A 13,070-nucleotide genomic window follows, 5' to 3' on the forward strand; every position below is an offset into this window, starting at 1 on the left:
AAATACGGAGCGGCCGGGCGCGCGGATGAGCGGCACCGAGCCGCCGACGATCCGGAAAAGGGGTACTCAGCGTTGGACGATCAGAAAGCCCGGGAAGTGATGCTGGAGCTGGTGGCTACCGGACAGCTCACCGATCCGGAAAGCGCCCGCGGCAAGCTGCTGCAGACCGCCGCCCACCTGTTCCGCAGCAAAGGCTACGAACGCACCACGGTGCGCGACCTGGCCAGCGCGGTGGGCATCCAGTCGGGCAGCATCTTCCATCACTTCAAGAGCAAGGACGAGATCCTGCGCTCGGTGATGGAAGAGACCATCCTCTACAACACCGCCCTGATGCGCGCCGCCCTGGCCGACGCCGAGGACCTGCGCGAGCGGGTGCTGGGACTGATCCGCTGCGAGCTGCAATCGATCATGGGCGGTACCGGCGAGGCGATGGCGGTGCTGGTCTACGAGTGGCGCTCGCTGTCCGCCGAAGGCCAGGCGTACATCCTCGGCCTGCGCGACATCTACGAGCAGATGTGGCTGGACGTGCTGGGGGAGGCGCGGCTGGCCGGCTACTGCCAGGGCGATCCGTTCATCCTGCGGCGCTTCCTCACCGGCGCGCTGTCCTGGACCACCACCTGGTTCCGTCCGGAAGGACCGATGAGTCTCGACCAGCTCGCCGAGGAGGCCCTGGCGCTGGTGATCAAGGACGCCTGATCACTCGGAGATCAGGCGGAACGGGTAGCTCAGCAGGAGGAAGTGCAGGGTGTTGATCGAGGCGTGCAGCAGCACCGCCAGCGACAGCCGCCCGCTGAAGTGCAGGACCATGCCGTAGCCCAGCCCGGCGATCCCGGCCAGTAGCGCATACACCGGGTTCACCAGCAGGTGCAGCGCGGCGTAGGCGAGGGTCGCGACGATGATTCCCGGCCAGGCGCCGAACCAGCGGATCAACTGGCTTTGCAGCAGGCCGCGGAAGAACGCCTCCTCGGCCAGCGAGACCACCCCGACGTTCAGTACCAGCCACCACCAGAAGGCATCCGGCCACTTCGGCTGCCAGCTCGCGGCATTGGTCATGATCGACAGCAGCGGCACCACGAAGAAGGTCAGGCAGAAGGCCAGCGCGGTGATATCCAGCGACACCAGCGGCTGCTTCGGCCGGCGTAGCCACCAGGCGAGCAGGGTAAGGGCGACCAGGGCCTTGTCCCAGGGCAGCCAGATCATCTGGATCGGCGGGCTGGCGCTGGCAAGGTCCCAGGGGAACAGGCGCAGGGGAATGAAGCCGGGCAGGTAGTGGATGGCGATCAGGGCGCTGGCGGCGAGGCTCACCGGCCACCAGAGCAGGGTCGGCAGCCAGCGCTCGGCGTAGGTCACCCAGATGATGTAGAGCAGGACGATGACCGCCGTCAGCAGCGCGATGTGCCCGGTGAAGAAGCCCCCGAGCAGGAACAGAATGGGTAGAAGCGGTATCAGACGCCCGAGCATGCAGCCTCCCGTTTAAAGGAGGGATTCTAAAGGCATTTCGACCCGCGGATGGGAAAAGCGCAAGGAACGAACCTTCTGCCAGAGGGAAACACACGGGGAACGAACCCCAGGTTGCGCAGGAAAAACCACGCGCGGCCCGCATGACTCCGCCCGCGAGCCTTCGCCTCGCCGGTTTTTCGCCCGCCGGGGTTTTCCTACGAGACCTAGTGACCCGCCGGCAGGCCAATAGGTTCAGCGGTCCTTCGCCTCCTGCGCGTCCAGCTCGGCGTTGCGTTCATGGATGCGTTTGAGCTGTTCCTCGCTCAACGGCAGCTTCTTCGCCGAGTCGCGCAGCAGCAGGAGTCCGCCGACGATGGAGCCCAGGGCGAGGACGATGATCAACCAGGCGTACCAGGGCATGTTGTTCTCCCTCATCGATATGAATGTTCACCATACGCCGGGTTTGCCTTTCTGTCAGACAACGCTCCGGCGCGAGGCCCTGTGGTTGAGACTCCCGGCGGCGCTCGGAAGTTGCGGGCGGAGAAAGCGCTGAGCCTGGCCGGCGTGATGCCTGTCACATGTTGGCAATCTGACATTGCTTAACTGGCGGGTATCCCTTCATTGCCCCGTCCGGGCCTGCCAGCGAGAGGTTGCCGATGTCTCCGAGCGCGTTGTCCCGTCTGTTGCGCCCGGTGGAACCCCTGACTCCGGCGATGAGCATCAGCGACGTCGCCGACCGCCTGCTGATGCCGGAGCACCGTGCCTTCCTCTCGCTGCCGGTGGTCGACGACGAGCGCCGGGTCCTCGGCCTGGTCAGCCGCTACACCCTCCAGGACATCTTCATGCAGCGTTTCGGCCGCGACCTCTGGGGCCGCCATCCGGTGCGCGACGTCATGAACCGGGCGCCCCTCAGCGTCTCCCTCGGCGCCAGCCTGGAGGAGGCGGCGCAGCAGGTCACCGGTCGCCTGCAGTATCCGATCACCGAGGACTTCGCCCTGGTCGACGAAGAGGGCCGCTACCGTGGCCTGGGCACCGTACTCGACCTGCTGAAGGCCATGGAGGCGCGCATCGCCCAGCGCAACCGGGTGCTGCGCAAGGCGCTGGTGGACCTCAAGGAGTCCCAGGCGCAACTGGTGCAGTCGGAAAAGATGGCTTCGCTCGGGCAGATGGTGGCCGGGGTCGCACACGAGCTGAACACGCCGCTCGGCTACGTCGGCAACAACCTGGCGCTGCTGGAGGAGCTGAGCGATCCCTTGTTGCGCCTGGCCGATGCCCAGGCGGCGCTGGTCGACTGCCTGGGCGACCCGCAGTGCGACGAAGCGCGCCTGGCGCAGGCGCTGCAGGCGGCCGACGCGGTGCGCCGCGAAGCCGCCGTCGAACAGTTGCGCGAGGACCTGCGGCAATTGTTCGTCGATACCCGCTACGGCCTCGGCCAGATCGGCGAGCTGGTTTCCGGGCTCAAGGACTTCGCCCGCCTGGACCGCGCCTTCAGCGAGGAGGTCGACCTCAACGACTGCGTGCGCAACGCCGTGCTGATCGCCCGCACCGCCATCAAGGACAAGGCCGAGATCAGCAGCCAGCTCGGCGAGCTGCCGCTTATCGCCTGCGCGCCGTCGCAGATCAACCAGGTGCTGCTGAACCTGCTGACCAACGCCGCGCAGGCCATGGAGCGTTTCGGCCGCATCCTGCTGAAGAGCTGGGCCGACGAGCGCCAGGTGTTCCTCTCCGTGCAGGACAACGGCAAGGGCATGCCCGCCGAGGTCCTCGGCCGGATCTTCGACCCGTTCTTCACCACCAAGCCGGTGGGGCAGGGCACCGGGCTCGGCCTGTCGATCAGCTACAAGATCATCCAGCAACATGGCGGGACCATCCGCGTGGCCTCCGAACCGGGCCGCGGAACCCGCTTCCTCATCAGCCTGCCGCGAGAGCAGGCCCGCGAACTGAAACGGAGCGCCTGACATGAGCCCATCTCCCGTCCGCATTCTCTTCGTCGATGACGAGGAGCGCATCCTGCGCAGCCTGGCCATGCAGTTCCGCCGCCATTACGAGGTGCTCACCGAGAGCGACCCGCGGCGCGCCCTGGAGCGCCTGAAGACGGAACGGATACAGGTGCTGGTCAGCGACCAGCGCATGCCGCAGATGAGCGGCGCCGAACTGCTGGCGCAGGCTCGCGAGCGCTATCCGGAGACCCTGCGGATTCTCCTCACCGGCTATTCCGACCTCGATGCCGCCGTCGACGCGCTCAACGACGGTGGCATCTTCCGCTACCTGACCAAGCCCTGGAATCCCCAGGAAATGGCCTTCACCCTGCGCCAGGCGGCGGAGATCGCCAGCCGCCAGGGCCTGCCGGCGCCGCCCGCGGCCACGCTGGCGGCGCCGCTGAGCGTGCTGCTGCTCGACGACGACCCGGAAACCCTGGACTGCGTCGGGGCCTTCTGCCATGCCGGCGGGCATCGCCTGCTGCGCGCGCGCAACCTGGCCGAGGCGCTGGTGTGGCTGAACACCGAACCGGTGGAGGTGCTGGTCAGCGACCTGAAGCTGGCCGGGGAGCATACCGCGCCGCTGCTGAAATCCCTGGCCCAGGCCCATCCGCGCCTGCTCAGCCTGGTGGTTACGCCGTTCCGCGACACCCAGGCCCTGCTCGAACTGATCAACCAGGCGCAGATATTCCGCTACCTGCCCAAGCCGATCCGCAGGGGATTGTTCGAGAAAGGCCTGAAGGCGGCCGCCGAGCAGGCCTTGCTGTGGCGCGGGCGAAGCCTGCCGGAGGTCGACCGGCTGGCCGAGGTGCCGCGCGACGAGCGCGAGAAGGAACGGGTCGGCAGCCTGCTCGGCATGCTCGGCCGCCTGCGCGAGCGGCTGACGGCCTGAACGCCGGCCTAGCCGGCGTCGCAACCGGCGGCCTTGGCCTGGCGGCTTTCCACCAGGCGTGCGCGGAGGACGTCGTAGCTCCAGTTGAAGGCCATGGTGTAGGGCAGGAAGAACAGGATCAGGCCCATGTCGAGGAGGAACGCCTCGACCAGTCCGATCGACAGCCACCAGGCGGCCAGCGGTACCAGCACCACGATCAGACCCAGCTCGAAAAGCATCGCATGCAGCACCCGGACCTGCAGGGTGCGCTGGAAGCCCATGCGCCGCTGGGCGCGGTCGAAGAGGCTGTTGAAGAGCATGTTCCAGAGCATCGCCACGGTGGAGAACATCAGCGTCAGCGCACCCATGTGCGCCAGGGGCTTGTTCATCACCAGCGACAGCACCGGCGCGGTGAGGAGGACGGCCAGGCCCTCGAAGGCCAGGGCGTGGAAGATCCGCTCCTTGAGAGTCTTGTCGAGGGCGGTGTGGGTGTGGGTCATGGCGAACGCTCCCGGTTCGTCGTTGAAGTCGGGCTGTATTGTCATCGGTCTTTGGGATAGGGTTAAGTTGGATACCATCGGAAAAACCGATATGCATTTGTCGCCCGAATCCCTCGAGGCCTTCGTCCAGGCCGTTTCCCTCGGCTCCTTCAGCGCCGCCGCGCGCAAGCTGGGCAAGAGCCAGTCGACCGTCAGCGAGGCCATTGCCCGGCTGGAGATCGACCTCGGCCTGGAACTCTTCGATCGCAGTGGCCGCCAGCCGCAACTGACCGAGGCCGGGCGCACCCTGCTGGGACGGGTCGAGGAGGTCCTCGGCGCATCCGACCGCCTGCGCCGGGTCGCCGCGCTGCTCGCCGGCGGCTCGGAACCACGGGTGACCCTGGCGCTATCCGACACCTACCATTCGGCGCGCTACGAGGCGCGCCTGGCCGAACTGGACGAGCGTTACCCTGAGCTGGAGTTCGAATGCCTGATCGCCGAGGACCAGGACGTGATCGCCCAGGTCAGCCGCGGCCGCGCCACCCTCGGCCTGCTCGCCGCGCAGCCGCACTACCCGCCGGAGCTGGGCGTGGCGGCGGTCGCCGAGCGTGCCGAGTTCGGCCTGTTCGCCGCCGTCGACCATCCGCTGGCGGGCCTGGAGCGGGTCAGCGAGCGTGACCTTTCCGAATGGCGTCTGCTGCGCCTGAACACCTATAGCGAGACCGGCGCGGCGATCAACGACGGCCTGCCGTCCAGCGGCGGGCGCTGCTGGTCGGCGCCCAACTACCTGTTGCTGCTGGAAATGGCCACCCACGGCTTCGGTTGGGCCGAGCTGCCGCGCTGGCTGGTCAGCGGCTACGCCAACGGACGGCTGAAGGAGTTGCCGGTGTCCGGCTGGCCGCGCAGCCAGGCGGTGGACGTGGTCTGGTCGCGGCAGCGGCCGTTGGGACCGGCGGCCAACTGGTTGCTGGACCGCTTGCTGGATCGCGACCTGCCTATCTAGGGAGGGCCGGCTGAGCCCCGGTTCAGCCGGCGAAGCCGCCGGCGGCGAGGAAGGCGAGTTCCTCGGCGCTGGACGGGCGACCGAGGATCGGATTGCGATGGGGAAAGCGCCCGAAGCGGCGGATGATCTCGCGATGCTCACGAGCGTGGGCGAGGAAGGGCTGGCCGAGTCCGTGGTTCAGCGCTACCGAGCGATCCTGGTCGGCAAGGTTCTCGGCATGGGCGAACGGCAGGTAGAAGAACAGCCGCAGCGCGTCCCCGACCTGGCGGTCGAGGCCTTGTCCCAGAGCCCGCTCCGCCCAGCGCCGCGCTTGGGCGTCGCTGGCGTACATGCGCGGGGTTCCACGGAAGGCGTTGCGCGGGTACTGGTCGAGCAGCAACAGCAGGCCGAGATGGTCCTCGGCTTCACCGGCAGCCGGGCGCAGCGCGTTGGCGCAGGCAAGCTCGTAGAGATGGGCGAAGCGCTCGCGGAAGCGCCGGTCGAAATCGGCGTTCCTGGCGAACCAGAGGGTAGGGCCGGCATCGCGCCAGAAACCGACCACTTCCGGCAGCGGGGACGCGCTGGGAGGAAGCAAAAGCGCTGCATGGGGCATCTGCGGATCCAGGAAGTAGAGTAGGGACTCCAGGCTATTGGTCCGGGTTCTTTGAATAAACGTAGGTGGCATGGATAGACTGTCCAGCCATCCCGAATAGAGAGAAGGGGCCTGCCCATGGATCGTCTGGACAGCATGCGCGTGTTCCTGCGCGTTGCCGAAACCGGCAGCTTCACCAAGGCCGCGGACCTGCTGGACATGCCGCGGGCGACGGTCTCGGCGGCGGTCCAGCAGCTCGAAGCGCAACTCGGCAGCCGGCTGCTGCATCGCACCACCCGGCAGGTCCAGCTGACCCACGACGGCAGCGTGGTGCTGGAGCGTTGCCGCCACCTGCTGGAAGACATGGAGGAGCTGGAGAGCCTGTTCCACGACGGCAGCCGCGCCAGCGGCCGGCTCAAGGTCGACGTGCCGAGCCGGGTGGCGCGACTGCTGATCGCCCCGGCGCTGCCGGAATTCTTCCGCCAGCATCCGGACATCGAACTGGAACTGGGCTCCAGCGACCGTTCGGTGGACCTGGTGCAGGAGGGCGTCGACTGCGTCCTGCGGGTCGGCCAGTTGGGCAACAGCAGCCTGGTGGCGCGACGCCTCGGCGAGATGCAACTGATCAATTGCGCCAGTCCCGCCTACCTGGAAGAGCATGGCGAGCCACGGACGCCAGCCGACCTCGACCGGCACTGGGCGGTCAACTATGCCTCGCCCAGCAGCGGCCGGGTGTTGCCCTGGGAGTACCGCGAGGATGGGCGCACCCTGACCCGCGCGTTGCGCAGCCGGGTCACGGTGAACAACGCGGAAAGCTACATCGCCTGCTGCCTGTCCGGACTGGGCCTGATCCAGATCCCTGCCTACGACGTGCGCGAGCACCTCCAACGCGGCGAGCTGCGCGAGGTGCTGCCGCAGTGGCGGGCCGAAGCGATGCCGGCGTACGCCCTGTATCCGCACCGGCGGCATCTGTCGCGGCGGGTCAGGGCATTCGTCGACTGGCTGGAGCAACTGCTCCGCGCCCGCCTCTAGTCCACGACGTTCATCTCCCCGGCGCGTTCCGGGCTACGGCAAACGGCCGGATTCTGCGACAATGCGCGCCGTTTTCGATTCGCCGCGAGAGAGCCCATGTCCGCCTGCCAGTCCCCCATCATCGTCGCCCTGGATTTCCCCACCCGTGAGGCCGCCCTGGCGCTGGCCGATCAGCTGGACCCGAAACTGTGCCGGGTGAAGGTCGGCAAGGAACTCTTCACCAGTTGTGCCGCGGGTATAGTCGAGACCTTGCGTGGCAAGGGCTTCGAGGTGTTCCTCGACCTGAAATTCCACGACATCCCGAACACCACGGCGATGGCGGTGAAGGCCGCCGCCGAGATGGGCGTGTGGATGGTCAACGTGCACTGCTCCGGCGGCCTGCGCATGATGGCCGCCTGCCGCGAGACGCTGGAGGCCTTCAGCGGGCCCAGGCCGTTGCTCATCGGCGTGACCGTGCTGACCAGCATGGAGCGCGAGGACCTGGCGGGCATCGGCCTCGACATCGAGCCCCAGGAGCAGGTGTTGCGCCTCGCCGCCCTGGCGCAGAAGGCCGGCATGGACGGCCTGGTCTGCTCGGCCCAGGAAGCGCCGGCGCTGAAGGCCGCCCATCCGGGCCTGCAACTGGTCACGCCGGGCATCCGCCCGGCCGGCAGCGCCCAGGACGACCAGCGGCGCATCCTCACCCCGCGCCAGGCCCTGGACGCCGGCTCCGATTACCTGGTGATCGGCCGGCCGATCAGCCAGGCCGCCGACCCGGCCAAGGCGCTGGCGGCGATCGTCGCCGAACTGGGCTGAGGCGGCTTCCCCCACGCCTGCCGTCGGCGACCGTCGCGCGCCGTGTCGAGCCGGACTGGCGCAGGCATCATCCGCGCCTGTCCCTCCCCAGCGTCTAGGCTTGTAGCGGGCACTCCGGCAAGTACCGGTGGCAACGGTTTCACAGTTTCGTGAGGAAAAATTGCAAGTGCCTTGCCGGCTGGCCCCAGGCCAGTAGGATCGCTGTTTTCCCCGGAAACGCGAGGTCGGGATGCTGAACACCCTGGAAGCCTGCCTGAAGGCGGTCGATGAGATTCTCCTGGGCAAGGACCGCCAGGTGCGCCTGGCCCTGGCCTGCCTGCTGGCCCGTGGGCACCTGTTGATCGAAGACCTGCCGGGGATGGGCAAGACCACCCTCAGCCATGCCCTGGCGCGGGTGCTCGGGCTCAGTTTCCAGCGCATCCAGTTCACCTCGGACCTGCTGCCGGGCGATATCCTCGGTACCTCGGTGTTCGACAAGGACAGCGGGCAATTCGTCTTCCATCCCGGGCCGATCTTCGCCGAACTGGTGCTTGCCGACGAGATCAACCGTGCCACGCCGAAAAGCCAGAGCGCCTTGCTCGAGGCGATGGAAGAAGGCCAGGTGACCATCGAGGGCGCCACCCGGCCCTTGCCGGAACCGTTCTTCGTCATCGCCACGCAGAACCCGGCCAGCCAGGGCGGCACCTTCTCCCTGCCGGAATCGCAGCTGGATCGCTTCCTGATGCGCCTGTCGCTGGGCTACCCCGGACGCGCGGCGGAACGCTCGCTGTTGCTCGGCGAAGCTCGGCGCGATCTGCTGCCGCGCCTGGAACCCTTGCTCGACCACGCGGCGCTGGCCGCTTTCCAGGCCGAAGTGCCGAAGGTCCGCGCCAGCGATGCGCTGGTGGACTACGTGCTGCGCCTGGTCGAAGCGACCCGCACGCAGCCGGCCTTCGCCCTCGGCCTGTCGCCGCGCGGTAGCCTGGCGTTGCTCGCCGCGGCGCGTGCCTGGGCGCTGCTGGCGGGACGCGACTATGTGATTCCGGAAGACGTCCAGGCGGTGTTGCCGGCGGTCGCCGGGCATCGCCTGCGCGACCAGGCGGACCCCACCGGGCACGGTGGCGGCGCGCTGGTGCAATGGCTGTTGCGCGAAGTCCCGGCGCTCTGATGCGCCTGCGCAACTGGCCGCGCTGGCAGCGCTGGCTGAACCGGCGGATACCGCCGGCGAGCAGCGTCGAGCTGAACCAGCGTCGCGTATTCATCCTGCCGACCCGCCAGGGCGGCGCTTTCGGCCTGGCGCTGCTGGTGATGCTGCTGGCGGCGATCAACTACCAGAACAGCCTGGCCTACGGGTTGACCTTCCTGCTGCTGTCCCTGGGCGTGGTGACCATCCTCCATACCTATCGCAACCTTGCCGGCCTGCGCCTCACCGCGTTGGGAGCGGACCCGGTGTTCGCCGGCGAGCGCGCCGGTTTTCGGGTGCGCCTGGAAAGCCCGCGGCGGGCGCGCCAGGCCATCGCCGTCGGCTGGCCGGAGCGGCCGCTGGAATACGCCGACCTGGCAGGCGACGCGGCTGCCGAGGTGCTGCTGTTCCACCCGACCGAGCGACGCGGCTGGCTGCGGCCGGGGCGCCTGCGGGTGGAGAGTCGCTTTCCCCTCGGCCTGCTGGTGGCCTGGAGCTGGGTCGACCTGCGCCAGCAGGCGCTGGTCTACCCTCGGCCGCTGGCCGGCGAGCCGTTCCTCGCGCCGGGCGCGGAGGATGCCGAGGACCAGGGGCGCGCGCTGGCGAGCGCGGGCGTCGACGACTACCAGGGACTGCGCGCCTACCAGCCGGGCGACTCGCGGCGGCGCCTGCACTGGAAGGCGTTTTCCCGTGGCCAGGGGCTGCTGGTGAAGGACTTCGCCGCGCTCGGCGGGGAAGACTTGTGGCTGGAATTCGAGCGCCTCGGCGGGGATCTCGAAAGTCGCCTGGGCCGCTTGTGCCATGCAGTCCTGGAACTCTCCGCGCGGCAGCAGCCCTATGGCCTGGCGCTGCCCGGCACACGCCTGCAACCGGCCAGCGGCGAGGCCCAGCGCGAGGCCTGCCTGCGTGCGCTAGCGTTGTTCGGAGCGGCGCGATGAACGCGATTCCGCGGGTCGCGCTGGTCTGGCTGCTGGTGGCGCAGGTACTGGTGATCCTGCCGCACCTGGCCTACATGCCGCTGTGGATCGCGGCCATGTGGCTCGGTTGCGCGGCCTGGCGGGTGCAGGTCTTCCGCATGCGTGCCGGCTATCCGCGCGCCTGGGTCAAGCTGGCCCTGGCGCTGCTCGCCGGGGCCGGGGTCTGGTTGTCGCGCGGCAGCCTGGTGGGCCTGGACGCGGGGGCGGTGCTGCTGATCGCCGCGTTCATCCTCAAGCTGGTGGAAATGAAGACCCGCCGCGATGCGCTGGTACTGGTGTTCCTCGGTTTCTTCGCAGTGGTGGTGGGCTACCTGTTCGACGACGGTTTCCTCGCCGCGCTGTACAGCCTGCTGCCGGTGACCGCGTTGCTGGCGGCGCTGATCGGCTTGCAGCAGAGCGCTTTCGCCAGCCGGCCCTGGCCGACCCTGCGGCTGGCCGGCGGGCTGTTGCTGCAGGCGCTGCCGCTGATGCTCCTGCTGTTCCTGTTCTTCCCCCGCCTGGGGCCGCTGTGGTCGTTGCCGATGCCCGGCAACAAGGGGGTCACCGGACTCTCGGAGAGCATGGCGCCAGGGGATATCGCCGAGCTTGGGCGCTCCGCCGAACTGGCGTTCCGGGTCCGCTTCGAGGGCGCACCGCCGCCGCGCGAGCAGCTCTACTGGCGCGCCTTGACCATGGAGCGTTTCGACGGACGACGTTGGGCTCAGGCGCCGCAATGGTCGGGCGAGGATGCTATGCACTGGCAGAAGCGTGGCCCCGAGCTGCGCTACGACGTGATCATGCAGCCCAGTTCGCAGTCCTGGCTGTTCGCCCTCGACGTGGCGCAGACCGACCAGACCGACACGCGCCTGATGAGCGATTTCCACCTGCAGCGACGGCAGCCGGTCGAGCAACGTCTGTTCTACCGAGTCAGTTCCTGGCCACAGGCGCTGCGCGAGTCCAGCATCGATCCGCGCATGCGCTGGCGCAACCTGCAGTTGCCGATGCACGGCAATCCGCGCGCGCGCGCCCTGGCCGAGCAACTGCGCCAGGCCCATGCGCAACCGCAGGCACTGGTCGCGGCCCTGTTGCAGCGCTTCAACCGCGAGCCCTTCGCCTACACCCTGAAACCGCCAGCGACCGGTGCCGACGGGGTGGACGATTTCCTGTTCGACACGCGCAGCGGCTTCTGCGCGCATTACGCCGGGGCGATGGCTTTCGTCCTGCGCGCCGCGGGCATTCCTGCGCGAGTGGTGGCCGGCTACCAGGGCGGCGAGCTGAATCCGGCGGGCAACTACCTGCTGGTGCATCAGTTCGACGCCCACGCCTGGGTCGAATACTGGCAGCCGGAGCAGGGCTGGCTGAGCGTCGACCCGACCTACCAGGTGGCGCCCGAACGGATCGAACAGGGGCTGGAGCAGGCCCTGGCCGGGGACAGCGAGTACCTCGCCGACGCACCGCTGTCGCCGTTGCGCTACCGTGGCCTGCCCTGGCTCAACGACATGCGTCTGGCCTGGGACAGCCTGAACTACGGCTGGCAACGCTGGGTCCTGGCCTACCAGGGTGAGCAGCAGGGCGCCTTCCTGCAGCGCTGGTTCGGCGGGCTCGATCCGACCCGACTGGGCCTGTTGCTCGGTGCCGCGGCGATATTGTCGGTCGGTCTGCTCGCGCTGTTCCTGCTCAAGCCCTGGCAAGGCCGTGACGATCTGCGCAGCCGCCAACTGCGCCGCTTCGAACGCCTGCTGGAGATGCATGGCCTGCGCCGTTCCCCCGGCGAAGGGCTACGCTCCTACGGCGAGCGCGCCGCCCGCGTCCTGCCGGCGCAGGCGCCAGCCATCGCGGCCTTCGTCGGCGCGTTCGAAGCGCAACGCTATGGACACGGCGGTGCCGATGATCCAGGGTTGCGTCTGCGCGCATTGCGCCGGGCGCTGCCCTGGCGCCTGGTGCGCACGCCCACGCGGGATGGCCGGGGAGAGGAGCAGGCATGACGGGGTTCATCGATGAACTGCTGGCCGAGGTGATCGGCCAGCAGGTGGCGTTGATGTCGGCGGTCGCCCGCCTGGAGGCGCGCACGGATGGCGAGGCACTGCACGACCTGCGCATCGCCCTGCGCCGTCTGCGCAGCCTGCTGCGGCCGATCCGCGGAGTCCCCGGCGTCGAGGAGCTGGAGCATGCCGCCGCCGAGGTCGGGCGGCTCAGCGGGCCGATCCGCGACCTGGAGGTGCTGCTGCCGGCGCTCGCCGCCGAAGGGCTGCGGGATGCGCTGGCGGTGCGCCGGCCGGTGCTGGAGTCCGGCTACGTGGCGGTTCTCGCCAGCCAGCCGCTGCACCGCCTGCAGCTTTGCCTGGACGTCTGGCCGGCCCTGTTGCGTACGGCCCAGCGGCATGCCGTGCTGGATGGCCTGCATGGCCGGGTGCGCAAGCGCCTGCGCCGGCAATGGAAGACCCTGCACGCCGAGCTGGCGGACACCACCTACGAGCACTGGCACCCGCTACGGCTACGGATCAAGCGCGTGCGCTACGGGCTGGAGGCCTATCCGCACGATTGCAGCATTCCCGGCTCGCTGCTGGCGCCGCTCAAGGCGGCCCAGTCGGCGCTGGGCGATTGGCACGACCTCGAACAGTGGCTGTTGCGATGCCAGCGCGAGCCGGACCTGGCGCCCGTGCGCGAGGTCTGGACGGCACGCTTCGAACTGGCCCGGGAGCGTGCCGGACGGGCCCTGTCGACATTGCAGCAGGCGCTTGCCGAGCACTGAGGCCGCCGGTATTCCGATCGGCTTTTTCCC

The 13,070-nt window shown here is 68.8% G+C and carries 14 protein-coding genes; 10 read left to right on the top strand and 4 right to left on the bottom strand.

Annotated elements, in window-relative coordinates; translation table 11 throughout:
* Nucleotides 1-72: 72 nt before the first annotated feature.
* The gene (gene atuR / locus HMPREF3014_RS10570; protein ID WP_003117641.1) at nt 73-696 is read left to right on the top strand and encodes an atu genes transcriptional repressor AtuR; all 624 of its coding nucleotides are present in this window, start codon (nt 73-75) and stop codon (nt 694-696) included.
* Here the strand turns inward: atuR and HMPREF3014_RS10575 are convergent, their stop codons facing one another.
* Nucleotides 697-1,461 (bottom strand): CPBP family intramembrane glutamic endopeptidase, encoded by a 765-nt coding sequence (locus HMPREF3014_RS10575; RefSeq protein ID WP_003090986.1) that lies wholly within the window; start codon nt 1,459-1,461, stop codon nt 697-699.
* Nucleotides 1,462-1,692: 231 nt separating this feature from the next.
* Nucleotides 1,693-1,860: a DUF2897 family protein gene (locus HMPREF3014_RS10580; RefSeq protein ID WP_003090984.1), complete on the bottom strand. Its 168-nt coding sequence runs from the start codon at nt 1,858-1,860 to the stop codon at nt 1,693-1,695.
* 236 nt (nt 1,861-2,096) lie between these two features.
* On the opposite strand from HMPREF3014_RS10580, the gene HMPREF3014_RS10585 reads away from it, so the two are divergent.
* The gene (locus HMPREF3014_RS10585; RefSeq protein ID WP_003160587.1) at nt 2,097-3,398 is read left to right on the top strand and encodes a sensor histidine kinase; all 1,302 of its coding nucleotides are present in this window, start codon (nt 2,097-2,099) and stop codon (nt 3,396-3,398) included.
* Between the two features lies 1 nt (nt 3,399).
* Nucleotides 3,400-4,311, top strand: coding sequence for a response regulator (locus HMPREF3014_RS10590; protein ID WP_003090981.1), 912 nt, complete (start codon nt 3,400-3,402; stop codon nt 4,309-4,311).
* 8 nt (nt 4,312-4,319) lie between these two features.
* Here the strand turns inward: HMPREF3014_RS10590 and HMPREF3014_RS10595 are convergent, their stop codons facing one another.
* Nucleotides 4,320-4,790: a multidrug/biocide efflux PACE transporter gene (locus tag HMPREF3014_RS10595; RefSeq protein WP_003101714.1), complete on the bottom strand. Its 471-nt coding sequence runs from the start codon at nt 4,788-4,790 to the stop codon at nt 4,320-4,322.
* A 91-nt stretch (nt 4,791-4,881) separates the two neighbouring features.
* On the opposite strand from HMPREF3014_RS10595, the gene HMPREF3014_RS10600 reads away from it, so the two are divergent.
* Nucleotides 4,882-5,772 carry a LysR family transcriptional regulator gene (locus HMPREF3014_RS10600; RefSeq protein WP_003090978.1) on the top strand — a complete coding sequence of 297 codons (891 nt, stop codon included), beginning with the start codon at nt 4,882-4,884 and terminating at the stop codon, nt 5,770-5,772.
* Nucleotides 5,773-5,794: 22 nt separating this feature from the next.
* Here the strand turns inward: HMPREF3014_RS10600 and HMPREF3014_RS10605 are convergent, their stop codons facing one another.
* A complete protein-coding gene (locus tag HMPREF3014_RS10605; RefSeq protein WP_003143708.1) occupies nt 5,795-6,436 on the bottom strand; it encodes a DUF924 family protein in 642 nt (213 codons plus the stop codon).
* 45 nt (nt 6,437-6,481) lie between these two features.
* On the opposite strand from HMPREF3014_RS10605, the gene HMPREF3014_RS10610 reads away from it, so the two are divergent.
* The 6 genes from HMPREF3014_RS10610 (at nt 6,482) to HMPREF3014_RS10635 (ending at nt 13,040) form a co-directional block, all read left to right on the top strand.
* Nucleotides 6,482-7,375 carry a LysR family transcriptional regulator gene (locus HMPREF3014_RS10610; protein WP_003101696.1) on the top strand — a complete coding sequence of 298 codons (894 nt, stop codon included), beginning with the start codon at nt 6,482-6,484 and terminating at the stop codon, nt 7,373-7,375.
* Nucleotides 7,376-7,471: 96 nt separating this feature from the next.
* On the top strand, nt 7,472-8,170 hold the full coding sequence (gene pyrF / locus HMPREF3014_RS10615) for an orotidine-5'-phosphate decarboxylase (protein ID WP_003090975.1): 699 nt from the start codon (nt 7,472-7,474) through the stop codon (nt 8,168-8,170).
* Between the two features lie 229 nt (nt 8,171-8,399).
* Nucleotides 8,400-9,317, top strand: a complete 918-nt coding sequence (locus tag HMPREF3014_RS10620; RefSeq protein ID WP_003090974.1) for an AAA family ATPase — start codon at nt 8,400-8,402, stop codon at nt 9,315-9,317.
* Nucleotides 9,317-10,270: a DUF58 domain-containing protein gene (locus HMPREF3014_RS10625; RefSeq protein WP_003110278.1), complete on the top strand. Its 954-nt coding sequence runs from the start codon at nt 9,317-9,319 to the stop codon at nt 10,268-10,270. Before HMPREF3014_RS10620 ends, HMPREF3014_RS10625 begins: the two co-directional genes overlap by 1 nt.
* Nucleotides 10,267-12,273 carry a protein-glutamine gamma-glutamyltransferase TgpA gene (gene tgpA, locus HMPREF3014_RS10630; protein ID WP_019726502.1) on the top strand — a complete coding sequence of 669 codons (2,007 nt, stop codon included), beginning with the start codon at nt 10,267-10,269 and terminating at the stop codon, nt 12,271-12,273. Before HMPREF3014_RS10625 ends, tgpA begins: the two co-directional genes overlap by 4 nt.
* On the top strand, nt 12,270-13,040 hold the full coding sequence (locus HMPREF3014_RS10635; RefSeq protein ID WP_023087185.1) for a CHAD domain-containing protein: 771 nt from the start codon (nt 12,270-12,272) through the stop codon (nt 13,038-13,040). Before tgpA ends, HMPREF3014_RS10635 begins: the two co-directional genes overlap by 4 nt.
* The last annotated feature ends 30 nt before the right edge of the window (nt 13,041-13,070 follow it).

It is taken from the genome of Pseudomonas sp. HMSC065H01, assembly GCF_001815235.1.
Classification (GTDB): Bacteria; Pseudomonadota; Gammaproteobacteria; order Pseudomonadales; family Pseudomonadaceae; genus Pseudomonas; species Pseudomonas aeruginosa.